18 protein-coding genes are annotated in these 19,699 nt (G+C 68.3%); 6 read left to right on the plus strand and 12 right to left on the minus strand.

Annotation, left to right across the window (positions count from 1 at the left end; all coding sequences use genetic code 11):
* Positions 1–49 precede the first annotated feature (49 nt).
* Positions 50–4,327 (plus strand): ATP-dependent RNA helicase HrpA, encoded by a 4,278-nt coding sequence (gene hrpA, locus MB1_RS04490; RefSeq protein WP_084350841.1) that lies wholly within the window; start codon positions 50–52, stop codon positions 4,325–4,327.
* An 80-nt stretch (positions 4,328–4,407) separates the two neighbouring features.
* On the opposite strand, the gene MB1_RS25525 is transcribed toward hrpA, so the two are convergent.
* The 4 genes from MB1_RS25525 to MB1_RS04500 all read right to left on the minus strand — a co-directional run bounded on the left by MB1_RS25525 (position 4,408) and on the right by MB1_RS04500 (position 7,248).
* Positions 4,408–5,004 carry a hypothetical protein gene (locus MB1_RS25525; protein ID WP_157083895.1) on the minus strand — a complete coding sequence of 199 codons (597 nt, stop codon included), beginning with the start codon at positions 5,002–5,004 and terminating at the stop codon, positions 4,408–4,410.
* A gap of 9 nt (positions 5,005–5,013) precedes the next feature.
* Entirely contained in the window at positions 5,014–6,084 is a 1,071-nt protein-coding gene (locus MB1_RS24880) for a ParA family protein (RefSeq protein WP_369406845.1), read from the minus strand.
* Between the two features lie 46 nt (positions 6,085–6,130).
* Positions 6,131–6,643, minus strand: coding sequence for a transcriptional regulator NrdR (nrdR, locus tag MB1_RS04495; protein ID WP_066904002.1), 513 nt, complete (start codon positions 6,641–6,643; stop codon positions 6,131–6,133).
* 143 nt (positions 6,644–6,786) lie between these two features.
* Positions 6,787–7,248 carry a hypothetical protein gene (locus MB1_RS04500; RefSeq protein ID WP_066904004.1) on the minus strand — a complete coding sequence of 154 codons (462 nt, stop codon included), beginning with the start codon at positions 7,246–7,248 and terminating at the stop codon, positions 6,787–6,789.
* Between the two features lie 271 nt (positions 7,249–7,519).
* Here MB1_RS04500 and lexA point away from each other — a divergent pair, with 271 nt between their 5' ends.
* Positions 7,520–8,269, plus strand: coding sequence for a transcriptional repressor LexA (gene lexA, locus MB1_RS04505; protein WP_084350910.1), 750 nt, complete (start codon positions 7,520–7,522; stop codon positions 8,267–8,269).
* Positions 8,270–8,326: 57 nt separating this feature from the next.
* Here the strand turns inward: lexA and MB1_RS04510 are convergent, their stop codons facing one another.
* The gene (locus MB1_RS04510) at positions 8,327–10,084 is read right to left on the minus strand and encodes an L-aspartate oxidase (RefSeq protein WP_218000183.1); all 1,758 of its coding nucleotides are present in this window, start codon (positions 10,082–10,084) and stop codon (positions 8,327–8,329) included.
* A 77-nt stretch (positions 10,085–10,161) separates the two neighbouring features.
* Between MB1_RS04510 and MB1_RS04515 the strand changes: the two genes are divergently transcribed.
* Positions 10,162–11,103, plus strand: a complete 942-nt coding sequence (locus MB1_RS04515) for a LysR family transcriptional regulator (protein ID WP_066904008.1) — start codon at positions 10,162–10,164, stop codon at positions 11,101–11,103.
* Positions 11,104–11,170: 67 nt separating this feature from the next.
* On the opposite strand, the gene MB1_RS25530 is transcribed toward MB1_RS04515, so the two are convergent.
* Together MB1_RS25530 and MB1_RS04525 are read right to left on the minus strand one after the other, a co-directional pair.
* Complete coding sequence (locus tag MB1_RS25530) at positions 11,171–11,674, minus strand: sigma factor-like helix-turn-helix DNA-binding protein (RefSeq protein WP_157083896.1); 504 nt, start codon at positions 11,672–11,674, stop codon at positions 11,171–11,173.
* A gap of 148 nt (positions 11,675–11,822) precedes the next feature.
* Complete coding sequence (locus tag MB1_RS04525) at positions 11,823–12,968, minus strand: acyl-CoA dehydrogenase family protein (RefSeq protein WP_066904012.1); 1,146 nt, start codon at positions 12,966–12,968, stop codon at positions 11,823–11,825.
* Positions 12,969–13,053: 85 nt separating this feature from the next.
* Between MB1_RS04525 and MB1_RS25535 the strand changes: the two genes are divergently transcribed.
* Genes MB1_RS25535 through MB1_RS04535 form a run of 3 tightly spaced genes read left to right on the plus strand, consistent with a single transcriptional unit; the run spans position 13,054 to position 13,957 of the window.
* A complete protein-coding gene (locus MB1_RS25535; RefSeq protein ID WP_157083897.1) occupies positions 13,054–13,278 on the plus strand; it encodes a hypothetical protein in 225 nt (74 codons plus the stop codon).
* Between the two features lie 41 nt (positions 13,279–13,319).
* Positions 13,320–13,571, plus strand: coding sequence for a type II toxin-antitoxin system VapB family antitoxin (locus MB1_RS04530; RefSeq protein WP_066904014.1), 252 nt, complete (start codon positions 13,320–13,322; stop codon positions 13,569–13,571).
* On the plus strand, positions 13,568–13,957 hold the full coding sequence (locus tag MB1_RS04535) for a type II toxin-antitoxin system VapC family toxin (RefSeq protein ID WP_218000184.1): 390 nt from the start codon (positions 13,568–13,570) through the stop codon (positions 13,955–13,957). The genes MB1_RS04530 and MB1_RS04535 overlap by 4 nt, the downstream gene beginning before the upstream one ends.
* An 84-nt stretch (positions 13,958–14,041) precedes the next feature.
* Here the strand turns inward: MB1_RS04535 and MB1_RS04540 are convergent, their stop codons facing one another.
* The 5 genes from MB1_RS04540 to MB1_RS26280 form a co-directional block, all read right to left on the minus strand.
* Entirely contained in the window at positions 14,042–15,190 is a 1,149-nt protein-coding gene (locus MB1_RS04540; protein ID WP_066904016.1) for a hypothetical protein, read from the minus strand.
* A gap of 62 nt (positions 15,191–15,252) precedes the next feature.
* Positions 15,253–16,797 carry a GTPase HflX gene (gene hflX, locus MB1_RS04545; RefSeq protein ID WP_084350845.1) on the minus strand — a complete coding sequence of 515 codons (1,545 nt, stop codon included), beginning with the start codon at positions 16,795–16,797 and terminating at the stop codon, positions 15,253–15,255.
* Between the two features lie 7 nt (positions 16,798–16,804).
* Entirely contained in the window at positions 16,805–17,746 is a 942-nt protein-coding gene (dapF, locus tag MB1_RS04550; RefSeq protein WP_066904018.1) for a diaminopimelate epimerase, read from the minus strand.
* A gap of 53 nt (positions 17,747–17,799) precedes the next feature.
* Positions 17,800–18,720 carry a tRNA (adenosine(37)-N6)-dimethylallyltransferase MiaA gene (gene miaA, locus MB1_RS04555; protein WP_066904020.1) on the minus strand — a complete coding sequence of 307 codons (921 nt, stop codon included), beginning with the start codon at positions 18,718–18,720 and terminating at the stop codon, positions 17,800–17,802.
* Positions 18,717–19,544, minus strand: a complete 828-nt coding sequence (locus MB1_RS26280; RefSeq protein ID WP_157083898.1) for a class III extradiol ring-cleavage dioxygenase family protein — start codon at positions 19,542–19,544, stop codon at positions 18,717–18,719. The genes miaA and MB1_RS26280 overlap by 4 nt, the downstream gene beginning before the upstream one ends.
* Positions 19,545–19,699: the final 155 nt, after the last annotated feature.

The raw sequence follows: 19,699 nt of genomic DNA on the forward strand, positions 1-19,699 counted from the left end.
GCCCGCGCCGTTCGCGACCGGCGGCGGCATCCGTATCCTGGGATCGGTCATGCCCATCGATTCCGATCGCGATTCGTCCGATACCCGCGAGCCCGCACCGTCCGGTCCGGGTGAGATCGCGCCCGACGCTCGTCGCGAGCCCGCACCTCCCGTGTCGTTCGATCTCGACGAACTGACGATCGCCGACGCCGAACGCTTCCGGACGCGGCTGCGGCGTGCCCGCAGTCCGCGGGCACGCGCGGCGATCGGTGAGGACTTCGAACGGGCCCGCGGGATCGTCGAGCGGCGCCGCGCCGCGGTCCCGACGATCTCCTATCCCCCGGATCTGCCGGTGACCGCCGCCCGCGATCGGATCGCGGAGGCGATCCGGGACCACCGGGTCGTGATCGTGGCGGGTGAAACCGGCTCGGGCAAGACCACCCAGCTGCCGAAGATCTGCCTCGACCTCGGCCTCGGCGTGCGCGGCATGATCGGCCACACCCAGCCGCGGCGGCTCGCGGCCCGATCGGTATCCGAACGCATCGCCGACGAACTCGGCGAACAGATCGGCAATCACGTCGGCTATCAGGTGCGCTTCACCGACACCTCGAGCCCGTCGACCCTGGTCAAGGTGATGACCGATGGCATCCTGCTCAACGAGATCAATCGCGATCGTCGGCTGAGCGCCTACGACACGATCATCATCGACGAGGCCCACGAGCGCAGCCTCAATATCGACTTCATCCTCGGCTATCTGGCGCGACTGTTGCAGGTGCGCGACGACCTGAAGGTGATCGTCACCTCGGCGACGATCGACCCGGAACGTTTCGTCGAGCACTTCCGGTCGATGGGGATCGACACCCCGATCATCGAGGTATCGGGGCGGACCTACCCGGTCGAGGTGCGGTACCGCCCGCTGACGGTCGAGGTGGGCGAGGAGGTGATCGACCTCGACGAGGTCGACGGGGTCTGCGACGCGGTCTCGGAGCTGCTGGCCGAGGGCGATGGGGACATCCTGGTCTTCCTGTCCGGCGAACGCGAGATCCGCGATACCGCCGACGCGCTGCGCGACCGGAAGTTCCGAAACCTCGAGATCCTGCCGCTCTACGGTCGGCTCTCGGCGGCCGAGCAGCATCGGGTCTTCCAATCCCACACCGGCCGGCGGGTGATCCTGTCGACGAACGTCGCGGAGACCTCGCTGACGGTGCCGGGCATCCGGTACGTGGTCGATCCGGGGACGGCGCGCATCTCCCGGTACTCGCTGCGGTCCAAGGTGCAGCGGCTGCCGATCGAACCGATCTCGCAGGCCTCGGCGCGCCAGCGGTCCGGCCGCTGTGGTCGTGTCGCCGACGGCATCTGCATCCGGCTGTACTCCGAGGAGGATTTCGACGCCCGTCCGGCGTTCACCGAGCCGGAGATCCAGCGGACCAATCTGGCGTCCGTCGTCCTGCGGATGGCGGCCCTGAGCCTCGGCCGCATCGAGGACTTTCCCTTCGTCGATCCGCCGGACCCGCGGGCGGTGCGCGACGGCATCGCGGTCCTGACCGAGCTGGGCGCCCTCGCCGGCACCGACGACCGGGGATCGTCCGACGCGACCACCGACCGGGCGTCCGACGGGACCGCCACCGATACGAACTCCGGGTCGGGCTCGGGTTCCCCCGGCTCCGACGGCTCGGGCCTCTCCGGCTCCGGCTCCGGCTCCGGCTCCGGCTCCGGCTCCGAGGAGGCGACCGCGGGCGGACGGGCGGGGGGTCGCCGCGGCCGGGGTCGGCGGTCGACGGCCGGCGACGACGAAACCGAGCAGGCTCCCCGGGGTCCCCGCTTGACCCCGGTGGGCCGCGAGCTCGCCGGTATCCCGCTCGACCCCCGGATGGCCCGCATGCTGCACGAGGCGAACCGCACCGGCGTACTGGCCGAGGTTCTGGTGATCGTCGCGGCGCTGTCGATCCAGGATGTCCGCGAGCGGCCGACCGAGCATCGCGGCGCGGCGGACTCCGCCCATGCCCGCTTCAACGTCCCCGGCTCGGACTTCCTGGCCTACCTGCGGCTGTGGGACTACCTACGGCTGCGTCGCGACCAGCTCTCGTCGAGCGCGTTCCGCCGGCTGTGCCGCACCGAGTATCTGCACTATCTGCGGGTGCGGGAGTGGCAGGACCTGCACGGGCAGTTGCGCGGCATCGTCCGCGATCTCGGGTGGACGGTCGATCGGCGGGATCTCCCCGAGCCCACCGACGACGGCGTTCCCCCGCTGGCCGGCGACGTCGAGCGGGTCCACCGTGCGATCCTGGCCGGCCTGCTGACACATATCGGTCTGCGGGAGGGTGAGACCCGCGAGTTCGCCGGAGCGCGCGGCACCAAGTTCGCGATCTTCCCCGCATCGTCGCTGGCGAACAAGCCGCCGCGGTGGGTGATGGCCGGCGAATTGGTGGAGACCAGCCGCCTCTGGGCACGCACGGTCGGCCGCATCGAACCGGAGTGGGTCGAGCAACTGGCCGGCCATCTGGTGAAGCGGCAGTACGCGGAGCCGCACTGGTCGAGCAAGCGCGAGGCGGCGATGATCCGCGAGCGGGTCACCCTCTTCGGGGTGCCGCTGGTGACCGGGCGGCCGGTGCAGCTCTCGCGGATCGATCCGACGCATGCGCGTGAACTGTTCATCCGCCACGCCCTGGTGGAGGGCGAGTGGCGCGGCCGGCACCGCTTCCTCGACCACAACCGTCGGCTGCTCGAGGACACCGAGGACCTGGAGAACCGGGCCCGGCGGCGCGACATCCTCGTCGACGACGACGCCCTGTTCGATTTCTACGATCGCCGCATCGACGGCGAGGTGGTCACCGCCCGACAGTTCGACGCCTGGTGGAAGCGCAAGCGTCGCGAGACCCCGGATCTGCTCGACTTCACCGTCGACGTCGTCACCAATCCGCAGGCGGCGGGCCTCGACGAGGCGGCGTTCCCCCGGATCTGGCAGCAGGGCGAGGTGCGGCTGGATCTGACATACCTGTTCGAGCCGGGCAACGCCGACGACGGCGTGACCGCCACAATCCCGGCGTCGCTGCTCGACCACGTCCGGTCGGTGGGCTTCGACTGGTTGGTGCCCGGTATGCGCCACGATCTGGCGACCGCGTTGATCCGGACCCTGCCGAAGGAGTTGCGTCGCCGGGTGGTGCCCGCTCCCGACATCGCGACCGCCGCGCTGGCTCGGATGCCGGTGCGCACCCGCCCCTTCGTCGACGCCCTGACCGCGGCGATCGTCGAGGTCTCCGGGGTGCCGGTGGTGGCGGGCAATTTCCGGCCCGATGCGCTCGATCCGCACCTGCGGATGGGTTTCCGGGTCGTCGACGACTCCGGCCGCGAGGTGGGGCGCTCCCGCGATCTCGAGGCGCTGCGCGTCCAGGTGCGCGGCTCCCGGCCCGGCCGACCGGCGGCGGCCGCGGCGGCCGCTCCGACCGCGGTCGAGTGGACGGCGGATACCTTCGGGACGCTGCAGGACGAGGTGACACGCACGGTGCGCGGGATGGACGTGACGGCCTATCCGGGCCTGTCGGTGGACGGGACGGGAACGCCCGGTGCCGGTCCGTCGGCGAACGGGTCCGGGGGTGCGACGCTGCGGATGTATCCGTCGCGGATCTCCCGCGATCGTGGGCATCGCCGGGCGGTGGCCCGGCTGGCGGCCCGACGCATCCACCCGGCGGCCGGTTCGTTGTTGGGGTCGTTGGGGACTCGGGATCGGTTGGCACTCTCGCAGAGTCCGTATCCGTCGGCGCAGGCGCTGGTCGACGACATCGTGTTGCTCCTGGTGGCCGAACAGGCCGCTGCCGCGCCCGCGCCGATGTCCGCCGAGGACTTCGAGGCGCTGGTCACCCGGATCCGACCGGCGATCAACGCCGCCGCACCGCGCACGCTGCGCGCGGTCGCCGCGATCCTCGCGGCCGCCGCGGAGGTGACCGCTCTGCTCGGTACCGCTGCGACACAACGGTTCCCGGATACGGCCGCCGATGTGCGCGAACAGGTGGACGGGTTGATCTTCGACGGCTTCGTCTTCGACACCGGCAGTGAACATCTGGCCGATCTGCCGCGTTACCTCAGCGGTGCGCGGATGCGACTGGAGGCGCTGCCCGCGTCGGCGGACCGGGATCGCGTGGGAATGGTGGCTCTGGATCGGGTCTTCGCGCAGTACGCGCAGGCGCTCGAGGCGCTGCCCGAGGGCGCCCGCATGTCGGAGGGCGCTCGCCAACCTGCATGGATGATCGAGGAATTGCGGATCAGCCTCTTCGCCCAGGGCCTCGGAACGGCCTATCCGATCTCGGAGAAGCGTGTGGCCCGAACGATCGCCGCCCTCGTGCGGCGCTGAGGTCGACTCTCGCGTTAGAGGATCAAGTCTGAGCTACTCAATCCGCCAGGCCGAGATAACTCCGCACCGCTGCGCCTCATTCACAGGTACGCATCAATACCCTGAACAACTGTCTCTACCGTTCCGATCGCAGCCAACGCGTCAAGGTCCTCCATAGGTAGTATCCCCAATACCCCGGCGGGATCCATATCACAGCGATGAACAACTTGATTTCGGCGGCCTACCACTAGATTCAATTCGGTAGTAATCCCTGAACCGATTCCAAATGCTCCTCGCCATATTCCGTTCACACCCACCGAAGCGAAAGCTTTCGCTATGTCATCAGGCTTCTGGAAGGTCTCGGCACTGAGGCGTTGGTTTACAAGTTCACGTGCCATCAGCTCGAACTCAACAGCACCTGGTGCGTTTAGGAGATCACACACAGCACCGAAGTGCAGTCCGATACGCCCCGCCGTACCAGGCGGTCGTATGCCCCTCAGGATCTCAATCGTGAAGTCCAAGACAACGTCATGAACGTACGCGTCGAGCGCAGCCACGCCTTGGACCAGGGCCGATCGGTACATATCGGAAGAATTGACACTCCCGGAGGTGATGCCGGAAACCGCCACACCGAGTCCGACCAATTCACGGGCCCGCGCAACGTTGAGATTAAACTGCGGCAGCCTAGAAGTCGCCACTATTTCTACCTAGGAACCGTCAGTCAACTTGATGACCCGTTGAGCGAGTTCTTCAAACGTGTCCCGGAAGCTATCAATGCTCGCCTCTTGGTTCGACCAAAGCCTGCCTCCGCGACCGACATCCTCTCGCGTCAGTGCGAAAACCGGCTTTCGCGTTTGCTGCGAATGAGCGATCAACGTATTGAAGTCAGGAACTTCGGCAAGTACATAGTGAGAATCCATTCCAGAATCCCGGTACTTCGTCGCCGAAAGCAGCAAATCGGTTCTTCTTAGGGCCGGCACTAGAGAATCCAGAATAGCTTCATTTAGTTTGTCGAAGTACTTTTGAAAAGCCTGGGTCGGCTTTCCGCTGCGAACTCGGAACCGCTGCACAACCACGCCGAGAAACTTCAAGCGCGGTTCCGGGAAAGGGTAGTCTGCCTCCGCTAGAACTTCCAATTTGTTCGCTCTCCTGGCCCAATCCATCCACCTAGGAAGGATTCTCGCAAGGGAGTCGATCGCCATCACCGAGAAAATATCCGGACTGCAGGGAACCAAGCAGTAATCAGAGGTCGCAACGAGGTTTTGATTAATCGCCCCCAACCCCGGGCTGAGGTCTACTATTACATAATCGGCATCATATTTATCAGCTGTTATCTTAAAGAGATGAGAAAAGCTGCCAGGAAGATTTCTCAACCCCTGCAAAGACTCCGAGAGCTGCTGCGCTATTCCCAAGGATGTTTCATCCTCGGATAGAGCAATATGACCCGGAATAAGATAGAGCCCATCTCGACCGGGAACCGGGATACAATCAACCGGCTGAAGCGGAACAGGTCGCGACTTAAATGCGGGCTCTAGGGCTTCCTTTAGATTCACTCCCGGATTCACATTGTAGAATTCCTCTAGGGCATCTTCAGCACTTAGCTCCAATACCATCCCAGTGAGATTACACTGCGGATCAGCGTCTACCATTATCACCCGTAGACCGCGGGAGGCTAGCATCCAGCCAAGATTAAAGCAAGTCGTAGTCTTGGAAACGCCACCCTTATTATTGAAGAGTGTGATCGTCTTAGCCATCTGGCTCAGTCCTCCGCTCGCCATTCCTTTGCAAGGACCCTACCCGCTGCCATCCCAGATGGACGTAGATCTAACGCGGAGACGCGCCGCCTGTAGCCAGATGCGAATCCAGATCGCCCCCACGGTCGCCATCCCGCTGCCGCAGGGAACGCAATTCCTCGATCTCGCGGGCGAAGTCCTCGGCGGAGCTGAAAGACCGGTAGACCGATGCGAACCGCAGGTAGGCGACTTCGTCGAGTTCGCGCAGCGGTCCGAGGATCGCCAAACCCACCTCGTGGCTGGGGATCTCCGCCGAACCGGACGCCCGCACGGTGTCCTCGACCCGGTGCGCCAGCAGGGCGAGCTGGTCCTCGTTGACATCCCGCCCCTGGCAGGCGCGCCGCACACCCTGGATCACCTTGTCCCGGCTGAAGGGTTCGGTGACGCCGCTGCGCTTCACCACGGCCAGGACCGCGGTTTCCACCGTGGTGAAGCGCCGCCCGCATGCGGTGCACTGTCGTCGTCTGCGAATCGCGTTCCCGTCGTCCGCCTCGCGCGAGTCGACCACGCGGGAGTTCTCATGACGACAGAACGGGCAGAACATGCGCAACCCCTCGGTTCTCGACCACGTCTGGACCGACCATTTCGGCCGGGTACGCATTCCGAGAATACCCTGCTCAGCCTGGGTGCTCGAGCCCCTCACCCCTCCCGGCGTCATCCGGGGGCTCCGACGGGAATCGGACCTCGTCACCCGCCGACCGTCGCCGACGAGTCCACCGAGACCACCGCGGCGACCGGCAGCGGAGCCGGCCCCTCCGGGATCGGGGTGGCGCGCAGGTTCGCGATCCAGACCAGCAGCATGCACGCCGTCGCCACCAGCAGCGCGATCACCACGGTGCGGATCAGGCGAATCAACGGCGTCTCATCGATGACGATCGTGGTGGTGGCCCGCGTCGCGGTGACGACCTCCCGCTCGCGCGACCGATCGACGTCGACCATCGACGAGCGCCGCCGGGGAACCGGACGGCGGTACCGGTAGCTGTCGAGGTAACTGACCGATCCGTCGGCGAACGCCACGTCGGTGAACGCCACGTCGGCGGTGGTACCGCGCGGCGGCGCGATCCGTGCAGGCCGAACCGCGAGCGCGCCGTCGGCCCGCTCGGCGGAGTCCGCGGTGTGTCCATCGATACGCATCAGTGCCTGTGTCATGATCCGTCCCTTCGCCGGTTCGGCGACCCCCGGCCGCCGGTATTCGATCAGACGTTCGATTGCACGTCTGTTCGATTTCTATCACGGGGGGCCGACAAGTTCACCGGAAAAGTTCGCCGACCATCCGCGACACGCCTCGAACATCTGTTTGATCAGGGCGATGGGTGCGACTAGATTCGAGACCAACGACGCCACGACCGGCGCAGGACGGATCCCTCGATCCGATCCGGTCGGCCGCGCGCCGACCGACCAGCGACACAGGGAGCCCAGCATGCCGACCACCCGGGATACTCACGGCGCCTCGGACGAGGCCGACGATCACGCCACCGCCGGTGTGACCCGGCTGCGCCCGGAGGGCCCGGCGGTCGTGGAGGAGGAGGCGCCCTCCCTCGACGTCTCCGAGCTGACCGATCGTCAGCGGCGGGTCCTCGAGGTCATCCGCGCCTCGGTCGCCGAGCGCGGCTACCCGCCGAGCATCCGGGAGATCGGCGATGCGGTGGGCCTGACCTCGACGTCCTCGGTCGCCCATCAGCTGCGGACGCTGGAGCGCAAGGGCTTCCTGCGCCGCGATCCGAACCGTCCCCGCGCGGTCGACGTGCGCGGCGTCGACGACTCGTCGTCGACCTTCGACGGCGATCCGCTGCCCACTCCGGCGTTCGTGCCGGTCCTCGGTCGGATCGCCGCCGGTGGTCCGATCCTCGCCGAGCAGGCGGTCGAGGAGGTCTTCCCGCTGCCGCGCGAGCTGGTCGGCGAGGGGTCGCTCTTCCTGCTCAAGGTCGTCGGTGAATCGATGATCGACGCGGCGATCTGCGATGGCGACTGGGTGGTCGTGCGTCAGCAGAACGTCGCCGACAACGGCGACATCGTCGCGGCGATGATCGACGGCGAGGCGACGGTCAAGACCTTCAAGCGCACCGACGGCCAGGTCTGGCTGCTCCCCCACAACGACCTCTTCGAGCCGATCGACGGCACGGATGCGGTGGTCCTGGGCAAGGTCGTCACCGTCGTGCGCAAGATCTGATCCGGTCGCGCGCGTGTCGGGCGCCGTGGTTGAGCGCCCGACAGACGCGCGTCACCGCTATTCGACGAGCTTCCCGGCGACCGAGATGTCGTCGCGCATCAGCGTGGCGATGGCGGCGGGGATCTCCGGAATCGGCTCGCGTACGACGCCGGTCGACGGCGACCACACCAGGTTGACCTGCAGGGCGGGGTCGAGGTCCGGGTAGTCGCTGCGATTGTGGCAGCCGCGTGTCTCGCGACGTTCGAGGGCGGCCAGCAGGGTCGCGCGCGCCGCCAGCGCAGCGGACTTCAGGTCGAAGGCGTGCGCGAGATCCTGGTAGCCGGCGATGTCCGGATGCACACCGATATCGGCCATGCGGGCCTCGATCGCGTCGAGTTCCGCCAGACCGGTCCGCAGGCCCGCCTCGTCGCGGACGACACCGGCATGCTCGGTCATCGTATTGCGGATATCCCGCTGCAGGGCCCGCACATTCTCCGGACCGTCGGTGGACAGCAGGTCCGCGATCTCGGCTCGCGCCCGGGCGACCGCGTCCGACGACCGCTTCTGAGCGGACAGCCCCGCGGAGTACGCGGCCGCCGCCTGCCCGACGATGCGGCCGAAGACGAGCAGTTCGATCAGCGAGTTGCCGCCCAGCCGGTTCGCCCCGTGCAGACCCGAGGAGGCTTCGCCGATCGCGTAGAGCCCCGGCACGTCCGTGGAATGGTCCTCGGGACGCACCCAGACCCCACCCATCGAGTAGTGCGCGGTCGGTGCGATCTCGATCGGATCCTTGGTGATGTCGAGCATCTGCAGCTCGAGCATCGTCTGGTAGACCCGCGGCAGCCGGGTCATGATCGTCTGCCGGGGTAGGTGTGAAACATCGAGCCACACACCACCGTTCGGGGTGCCGCGCCCCTGCTTGATCTCGGTGTAGCAGGCCAGCGCGACCCGGTCGCGGGTCGACAGTTCGAGGCGCTGCGGATCGTAATTGCCCATGAAGCGCTCGCCGAGGCCGTTGCGCAGGATGCCGCCCTCACCACGCGCCGCCTCGGAAACCAGGCTTCCGGCTGCGTTTTCCGGTTCGAGAATGCCCGACGGGTGGAACTGCACCAGCTCCGGATCACGCAGCCGACCACCCGCGTCGACGGCCAGCCGGAAGGAGTCGCCGGTGTTCTCGTCCCGGCGGGACGAGGTACGCCGCCAGATGCGGTTGTGCCCGCCCGCCGCGAGGATCACCGCATCCGCGTGGATGAGATACCTTGTGCCGTTTTCGATGTCGAACCCGTAGGCGCCGAAGACGGCGCCGTCGTCGTTGACCAGGATGCGGGTGACGTACACGCTGTCGAGGATCGGAATCTGCAGCTGCGCCGCCCGATTGATCAGGGTGCGTTGGATCTCGAGGCCGGTGTAGTCGCCGGCAAATGCCGTGCGGCGGTAGGTATGTGCGCCGAAGAAGCGCAACGAGATGCGGCCGTCCGCCTCGCGGGCGAACGGCATTCCGTACCGTTCGAGGTCCTCGATCCCCCGCGCCGCGCCGGAGGTGACGATCTCGACGGTGCGAGGGTTGGCCAGCAGATAGCTCTCCTGAAGCGTATCGGCGGCGTGTTGTTGCCAGCTGTCGTCGGGATCCATGGTGGCCAGGGCCGCGTTGATCCCACCGGCGGCCAGCGAGGTGTGGGTGTCCATCTTCGGCCGCTTGCCCAGGGCGAGGACGTCGATGCCTGCTTCGGCCAGCTCGATCGCGGCCCGCAGTCCGGAGCCTCCGGTGCCGACGACGAGGACGGTAGTGGACATTTGGCGTTCGGTTGTGGATATCCGATGGTCCGGGGTGCTCATCACTCCAAAGGTAAGGACGACCTCTGCATTACTCCAATGCATATTTCTGGTTGATTCGATACGGATATGCTATCGAGGTGAACCTCGAACAGTTGCGCAGCTTCGTGGAGGTGGCGCAGATCGGCAACTTCACCCGGGCGGCGGACCGGCTGCACCTGGCGCAACCGTCGCTGAGCCGGCAGATCTCCACTCTGGAAAGTGATCTCGGTGCCGAACTGTTCCATCGGGCTCGCGGCGGAAGCACGCTGACCGGTGCCGGGGAGCTACTGCTGCCGTTGGCGCGGCGGATGCTCGCCGACGCCGAGACCGTCCACCGGGAGTTGGCCGAACTCGCCGGCCTGCAGCGCGGTAGGGTCCGCCTGGGGGCTACGCCGACACTGTGCATCAGTCTCGTCGCCGAGGTGCTGAGCACCTTCCACGCGGCTTACCCGGCGGTCGAACTACATCTGTCCGAGCGGGGATCGCGGCGGCTCCTCGATGAATTGGCCGGTGGGGAACTCGATCTGGCGCTCATCACCACCTCGGACGCCGCGCCCGCCGAGCGCTTCACGGTGACGCCGCTACTGGTCGAGGAACTCGTCGTGATCTCCTCCGCCGCCCGACCGGCGGTGGTCTCCGGCGCCACGATCGACCTCGCCGCCGTCGCGGGCCTGCCGCAGATCGTCTTCAGCTCGTCGTACGACCTGCGGGGCACCACCGACGACGCGTTCCGCGCAGCGGGCCTGACACCGAACGTGGTGCTCGAAGGGGCGGAGATGGACGCGGTGCTGCGCTTCGTCGAGCGCGGCCTCGGCGTGGCGATCGTGCCGGCGATGGTCCTGATCGATCGCCCCGGCCTGCGTTCGGTACGGCTCGAGGAGCCGACGCTCACGCGCGTGATCAGCCTGCATCGTCCGTCGGACGTCGCGCCCACGGCGGCGGTCGACGTCATGCACCGGACGATCACCGCCACCGCGGTGGCCTTTGCCGCGCGGGCCGGGGACACCATGCGCACGGCGCCGCGCGTCGCGGATGACTGACGGCGCTCGCACACCGACGGCGCCGGTTCGGGTCCGGGTCGTCGGTATCGGTCCGGGTCCGTCGGTATCAGTCCGGGTCGTCGGGGCCTCCCAGCATTCGCTTGAGCTTGGCCATTCCGCGGTGACCTGCGACCCGCACGGCCCCCGCGTTCCAGCCGACCACCTTGGAGGTTTCCTCGGCGGACATGCCCACCACGACCAGAAGCGTCACGATGTCGCGCTGATGGTCCGGCAGCTTCGACAGCAGCGCCCGACGGTCCGGGTACCCCCGGGGCGGAATCCCGGCTGCGGACAGCTCGCTTTCGGCGGCGTCGAGGGCATCGGGCAGCGATGGTTCGCCCGGGCCGTCGGCCTCCGCGATCCGGGACAGGGCGACCATCGTCGAAACCGCCAGGTCCTCGGCGACACGATCGGCGAGTTCGCCGGCGTGCCCCGTGTCCCCGATCCGGCGCCGGCAGTACCGCAGAATCACCGTGTACAGGCCACCGACCAGCGGCGAAGGTATCCACCGGCCGCTGGGATCCGGCCTGTTATCGGGATCGTCCGGGGCCGTCGGGTTCGTATCCGGCACGGGACAGCACCTCCATCGTCGTTGTCACCTCGGCGTCGGACCGGTTCGATTGTTCCCTATCGGTCTCCCACCCGCCGAGCACCATCGCCCGCAACGACGCGTCCCCGGCACCTATGCGATGCCGGGGACGCGGAGCGGTTCGAGAAGGTCAGGCGAGGTTCATCCCGCGCCCGATGATCTCCTTCATGATCTCGGTGGTGCCGCCGTAAATGGTCTGCACCCGCGAATCGAGGAAGGCCTTCGCGATCGGGTACTCCTTCATGTAGCCGTAGCCACCGTGCAGCTGCAGGCACCGGTCGATCAGCTTGACCTGCGCATCGGTGGTCCACCACTTGGCCATGGCGGCCTCCTGCACCGTCAGCTTGCCCTCGTTGAGCAGCTCGATGCAGCGATCGACGAAGACGCGGGCGATCGTGGTCTGGGTCGCCAGATCCGCCAGCTCGAAGCGGGTGTTCTGGAAGGCACCGATCGGCTTGCCGAACGCCTTGCGGTCCCGCACGTACTGGCTGGTGGATTCGAGCACCGACTCCATCGCGGCGGCCGCGACGACGGCGATCGACAACCGCTCCTGCGGGAGGTTCTGCATGAGGTAGATGAAGCCCAGGCCCTCCTCACCGAGGACGTTCTCCTTGGGGATCCGCACGTCGGTGAAGCTCAGCTCGGCGGTGTCCTGGGCCTTGAGGCCGATCTTGTCGAGATTGCGACCACGTTCGAAGCCGGCCATCCCCCGCTCGACCACCAGCAGGCTGAAGCCCTGGGAGCCCTTCTCCGGATCGGTGCGCGCCACGACGATCACCAGGTCGGAGTTGATGCCATTGGTGATGAACGTCTTCGAGCCGTTGAGCACCCAGTCGTCGCCGTCGCGGACCGCGCGGGTCTTGATGCCCTGCAGGTCGCTGCCGGTACCCGGCTCGGTCATCGCGATCGCGGTGATGATCTCGCCACTACAGAAGCCGGGGAGCCACCGCTGCTTCTGTTCCTCGTTGGACAGCTCGGTCAGATAGGGCTGGACCACGTCGTTCTGCAGGGTGAAGCCGAGGCCGCCGTAGTGGCCGCGGGTGTTCTCCTCGCCGACTATCGCGTTGTACCGGAAGTCGCGCACACCGCCGCCGCCGTACTGCTCCGGAACCGCCATCCCCAGAAAGCCCTGCTTACCGGCTTCGATCCAGACGTCCCGGTCGACGATGTTCTGCTCCTCCCAACGATCGTGGTTGGGGGCGACATTCAGCCCGAGGAACTTGCGGTAGGACTCGCGGTACAGGTCGTGTTCGGCGTCGAACAGGGTACGTTCCACTGGCTCTCCTCGAAGGGCGATGTCGATGGCTCGTCGGCGCCGGCGCGCATGGCGGCCCGCCCGACCACATGCAGGCTAAAACGTGATGCCGGACACCGACAGGACCGGAGCGAGCACCTTTCGTGACCGAAGCAATGTGTGCGAACTGTTTCGGCTGCCGCCAGACATCGACCGCAGCGATACGCCGCACGAAGGCGTGACAGACGATCCAGGGCTCCGGACGATCCGAAACGCACCGATCGCGGGAGTGATCGTCTCCGCCGCAAAGGACACCTGCCCGGCTGACGCCGAACACGTCCACCCCAACTGAGGAGGATCGATATCTTCCTTTCAACATGATAATCTTCCTAGATGGCGCTCAACATCAAGGATCCCGAGACCGATCGGTTGGCCCGCGAACTCGCCCAGCTCACCGGCAAGCCGATCACAACTGCGCTACGGGAAGCGATCGAGGAGAAACTCGCGGCTCTTCGAGCACGACAGTCCGCCGTGACTGCCGCAGGCCTGGAGGCGATCATCGCGCGGGGGCGCGCGCGAGCGACGATCGACGACCGCAGTGCCGACACGATCCTCGGCTACGACGATCGGGGCCTGCCCGCGTGATCGTCACCGACACGTCGGCGCTGGTCGCGATCGTGCTGGGTGAAGACGACGCGGAACGGTACCTCGCCCGTATGCACGGTGAGCAGGTCCTCATCGGCGCTGCCACGGTCGTCGAGTCCGGCATCGTCGTGGAAGCCAAGCAGGGACCCGACGCTGCGCGGGATCTCGAACTGTTACTCGACGGCGTCGCCGCGACCGTCGTGCCGGTGGACGCCGATCACGCGCGAACAGCCATCACGGCGTGGCGCCGATTCGGAAAGGGACGTCACCCCGCCGGCCTGAACCTCGGGGACTGCTTCTCCTACGCGACCGCCAAGCTCGCGAACGCCCCGTTGTTGTTCAAAGGCGAGGACTTCGGGCAGACCGATCTGACCAGCGCGTGGTGATACCACCGGACAGCCTCCGAACTCTGTAGCACCAGGGACCGGGGTAATGGTCGTTGCGATCCGCAACGGCAGCGCGGCGTTCGGCTATCGACGGCCGCGCCCACCCTTCGCGTTCGACGCGTCGGTGTCGGTCGGGTCGAGGGCGTACGGATCGTCGGGATCGAAGGGCAGCGCCCGATCCTCGGCCGCGATCTCGTCGTCCACGTCGTCGGATATGTCATAGGCGTCGTCCTCCTCGGCGGCGCGACGCCGCGAGCGACGGCCCAACAGCACCGAGACGCCGATCAGCAGGACCGTCGCGGACAACGCGAAGATCAGTGCGCCGGACGGGCTCACCGATCCGTCGGCGACCGGCTCCGCGATATCCGCGGGAGCGACCATGTCGACGACCCCACGCACCACCGCGATCGGTTGGGTCGCCTGCCGGGTGCCGCCCTCCGACGCCACCAGCAGGTCACCGTTGTCGAGGAAGGCGATCGCCTCCCCCTGCGGCTGCGCGGGCAGCGGCACGACGAGCGCGGGAGGACCGAGCAGGGACTGCGCGACCCCGCCGTCGCCGATCCGGAAGAGGTAGAGGTCGGTATAGGTGCGCACCGCGGCGACGGTGCCGGACGCGTCGATGGCGGCGCCGGTCACCATCAGCGATCCGTCGATCAGCGGTGGACCGCCCTCGGTGCCGGTCGAGGTCACCACGAAGGGCCCGACCGCCCGCATCGGCGTGGGACCGGGCGCGGCGAGGTCCTCCACCGGGACGTCGGCGGTGAAGATCTCGCTGTTGCCGCCGGCGTCCTTGGTGATCACCACCGGGCGGCCGTCGGCCTCGAGCAGGATCGCCTCGGCGTCGCGGGGCCCGTCGGGGTAGGTCATGCGGTGCACGGCGCCGGTGCGGTCGGTCAGGTTCAGATCGGTCATCGCGATCGTGTCCCGAACCCCGGCGTTGTCACCGATATCGGCCAGCCAGAGTCGGCCGTTCCGATAGGTCATGTCCTCGACGTCGTAGGGGTCGATCGGGTTGGGAATCCACTCCAGAACCTGGCAGGAGCTGTCCATGGCCGCGACCCGATCGTCGTTGCCGCTGTCGCCGACGGCGTAGATCGTGTCGCCGACCACGGTCAGCCCGGACAGTTCCACCAGGCCCGGGTCGTCCGGGGTGCAGTAGACCTCGGAGCCGGCGGACGTCTGGGTGGCCGACGGATCCGGCGTTTCCGCGGGTTGCGCGGCGGCCGGAGCCATCCCCAGGCAGAGGCAGACGACGGCCCAAGCGGCCCCCGCCGCCCACCTCGGCCGTCGATATCTCACGTCGACCGAACGAACTCGCGCAGCGAAGGAACCAGACCCGCGGGAACGCGGACCCGGACGTGCGTGCCGTCGGCTTCGTGGGCGGTCTGGGTGACCCGGGCCGCGTGGTGCAGCCGGGAGATCACGTCGCCGCGTTCGTAGGGCACCACCAGATCCAGCGAGACCTCGTCGGCGTCGACCACCGCGCCGATTCGTTCCCGCAACTCCTCGATGCCGGTGCCGTCGGCCGCCGATACGACGATCGATTCCGGAAGCAGGCTGCGCAGTCCGGCCAGGACCACCGGGTCGGCGGCGTCGGCCTTGTTCAGCGCGATCAACTCCGGCGGATGCCGCCGGTCGTCGCCCTCCAGCACCTCGCGCAGAACCTGGCGCACCGCGCTGATCTGGGCGGTCGGATCGGGGTCGGAGCCGTCGACGACGTGCAGGAGCAGATCGGCGTCGGCGACCTCCTCGAGCGTCGAACGGAACGCCTCGACCAGCTGGGTCGGCAGGTGGCGCACGAATCCGACGGTGTCGGTCATGACGACCTCGCGCCCGCCGGGCGAGGTCATCCGCCGGCTGGTCGGGTCGAGGGTGGCGAAGAGGGCGTCCTGGACGAGCACTCCGGCGCCGGTCAGCGCGTTGAGCAGGCTCGACTTGCCGGCGTTGGTGTAGCCGACGATGGCGACCAGCGGCGCGGCCCCTTCCAGCCGGCGGGCCCGCATGGTGTCGCGGGCCTGCTTCATGCCGCGGATCTCCCGACGCAGCTTCGCCATCCGCTCGCGGATCCGGCGCCGGTCGGTTTCGATCTTGGTTTCACCGGGTCCGCGCAGACCCACGCCGCCGTTGCTGCCGGCGCGGCCACCGGCCTGCCGGGACATCGACTCACCCCAGCCGCGCAGCCGGGGCAGCATGTACTCCATCTGCGCGTAGGCCACCTGAGCCTTGCCCTCGCGGGAGGTGGCGTGCTGGGCGAAGATGTCGAGGATCAGCGCGGTCCGGTCGATGACCTTGACCTTGACGATCTTCTCCAGGGCGGTCAGCTGGGCGGGGGTCAACTCGCCGTCGCAGATCACGGTGTCGGCGCCGGTCGAGACGACGGCGGCGCGCACCTCCTCGGCCTTGCCGGAGCCGATATAGGTGGCCGGGTCCGGCTTGTCGCGGCGTTGGACGAGCCCTTCGAGGACCACCGACCCGGCGGTCTGGGCGAGGGCGGCCAGCTCGGCCATGCTCGCGTCGGCCTCCTTGACCGATCCGGACGTCCAGACGCCGACGAGGATGACCCGTTCGAGGCGCAGCTGCCGGTACTCGACCTCGGTGACGTCGTCGAGTTCGGTCGACAGCCCGTTGACGCGGCGCAGGGCGTCGCGTTCGGCGAGCTGCAGTTCGCCCACCGACGGCTCGGAGCGCGCATATCGGCGGGGCGGTTCGTCGAGGGGGTGAGTCGGCCCGGCGTGCTCCGGCGCCGTATGTTCCGGCGCGGCGGACAGCCGCGCGGTCCCGGTGGACTCGGCGTACTCGGCCTCGGTCGACTCGTGGTACTGCTGTGGTTGTTCAGTCATATCTTCTTCATGTTCCCACGGCGGCAACGGTCGATGCATGCGGTTTTTGTGCCGCCCACCAGCGATGATCGATCGTGCCGGAGGCCAGCAGCACCGAGGGGCCGCGCAGGATGGAGCCGTCCTCGTCGATGCGGGCCTCCAACAGTCCGCCGGGCACGCGCACCGCGACCGTGCCCTCGCTGTCCCCCTCGAAGGCCAACGCCGCGGCCGCCGTGGCGATGACACCGGTTCCGCAGGAACGTGTTTCACCGACGCCGCGTTCGAAGACGCGCATCGCGACCGCGCCGTCGCGCGGCGGGGTGATCAGCTCGACGTTCACCCCGGCCGGGAAGAAGGAGTCGTCGACATCCGGCCGGTGAGTCAGGTCGAGCTCGGCGAGGCCGGCGGCGTCTAGACCGTCGACGACGCAGGCCAGATGCGGGTTGCCGACGTCGATGCCCAGGCCCTCGTAGACCCGGCCGTCGAGCACCGCGGTCGAGGTACCCAGGCGCCGCACCGGCCCCATCGACACCGAGATATCGGCTTCGGGGCCGCGGTGGTGGTGCACGACCACCGGGCGGGCTCCGGCGCGCGACCCCACCACGGTGCCGTTGTAAGGCATCAGGCCGGCCGAGATCAGGTAGTGCGCGAAGACGCGCACCCCGTTGCCGCACATCTCGGCGATCGAGCCGTCGGCGTTGCGGTAGTCCATGAACCAGTGCGCGGCGTCGACACCGTCCGGCAGTTCGGCCAGGACACCGGCGTCGAGCAGGGCGCCGGCGCGGGCGACCCGCAGGATGCCGTCGCCGCCGAGGCCGGCGCGGCGGTCACAGATGGCAGCGACGATCTCCGGCGACAGGTCGAGGCGCGCATCGGGATCCGGCAGGACGACGAAGTCGTTCTGCGTGCCGTGTCCCTTCAGGAAGGCGACATCCTCGTTGCCACCGGTCGGGGCGCCACTGATCTGCATCCCCCCATTCTCGCATCGCGGTGGGCGGGGCGGTCGCAGGCCGGGGCCGCGGGTCACTCCCCCGCGGCGGCGAGGCCGTCGAGAACCCGGGCGAGCAGGTCGTCGGCCCCGGGATCGAACCAGACGATCCGCGGGTCGCGCCGGAACCAGGAACGCTGCCGCCGGACATAGCGACGGGTTCCGGCGGCGGTGGTCTCGATCGCCTCGGCGCGGGTCATCGTGCCGTCGAGGACCTCGAGGGCCTGCTCGTAGCCGATCGCCCGGCGGGCGGTGACGCCGTCGCGCAGCCCCAGCGGGATCAGCTGCTCGACCTCCTCGATCAGCCCGGTGTCGAACATGCGCTCGGTGCGCAGCGCGATGCGGGAGTCGAGCAGTTCGGTCTCGCGGTCGAGGCCGATCAGGTGGGTCTCCCAGCGCGGTTGCCCCTTGGTGGGAGCGGAGGCGGCGAACGGGCGACCGGTCAGCTCGACCACCTCGACCGCCCGGACCAGCCGGCGCCCGTCGGTCGGCAGGATCGTCGCCGCGGCCACCGGGTCGACGCGCCGCAGTTCGGCGAGCACGGCCTCGGTGCCGCCGATCCGCAGCACCTCCTCCCAGCGGGCACGCACGGCCGGATCGGTCGGCGGAAGCTGCCATCCGTCGAGCAATGCCTGCACGTAGAGCATCGAGCCGCCGACGATGACCGGCCGGCGGCCCCGCTCGCGGATCGCCTCGATATCGGCCTCGGCGGCCTGCTGGTAGCGGGCCACGGTGGCGGTATCGACGACGTCGAGCACGTCGATCTGGTGGTGGGCGATACCGCGGCGTTCCGGCACGGGAACCTTCGCGGTGCCGATGTCCATGCCGCGATACTGGGCCATCGCGTCGATGTTGATGATCTCACCGTCGAGGCGTTGGGCCAGGTCGAGGGCCAGATCTGATTTGCCGGTGGCGGTCGGTCCGATCACCGCGATCGGACGGATCGGGGTGGTCACATCCCCTCCGGCAACCAGGTGCCCACCCAATATCCGACGCCGAAGGGATGGCCCCGATAGAGCTCGCGGGGCACCACCGGCTCGCCGAGGGCGGCCACCGCCGAGGCGCCGATCCGCCAGGCCGCGGTGGACCCCACGCCGACCCGCGTGCACTCCTGCTCGTCGAGCGCCCCGAGCCCGGCCAGGTCGGCTGTGGTCAACAGGTCGTCGAGTCGGCGCTGAACGGTCGCGGCGTCCGGGTGCAGTCCGCCGGGCGCGCGTTCGGTGAGGGTGCGGGCACCGTCGCCGACGATCACGAATCCGACCCGGTCGCCGCCGACCATCGCGGCGATCAGGTGGTCCGTGGTATCCGAGCGTTCGCCGGCGGTCGGTTCGGGTGCCGCGATCAGCACCCGGGCCGGCACCCGCGGTGCGACGCGATCGCGCAGCCATCCGACGGTCAGGGCGGCCAGCGGCACGGTGGGGTCCGGACGTCGGGGGCCGGGAATTCCGGAGCCGGGCAATTCGGTGTCTGCGACTCCGGGATCGGGGGGTCCGGGGTCGGGGGTCGGGGCCTCGTCGGAATCGGGCGGATCCGCCGGGCCCAAGCGCACGGTCACCTCCGCGCCGAATCCCCGATAGGTGCCGACCGTGTCCGGGCCGAAGACGCCGACGACCTCGCCGCCGCCGGCCACGCCGACCGCGATCCAGCGGTCGACGTCGGCGATCGCCGCGCCGGCGGACAGCACCGCAGCGCGCAGATCCGCCGTCTCGGCCGCCGCCGACCCGATCAGCTCGGGCACCAGCAGCGGTGGTCCCGGTATGAGAACAACCCCAGCCAGCACGGCGTCTCACGGTAGTCGAGCACCCCGGGGAGGCCGCAGGCAGCAAGCCGACACGACATAAGCGCCGAACCGTGCGCACACCGGGCGAGCACTGATGTTCAATGGGAGCCGGAGCTTCGCATCGACCGGTGACCGGCAGCACGAGGGCCCCACCC

This window comes from Millisia brevis NBRC 105863 (genome assembly GCF_001552615.1).
Classification (GTDB): Bacteria; Actinomycetota; Actinomycetes; order Mycobacteriales; family Mycobacteriaceae; genus Millisia; species Millisia brevis.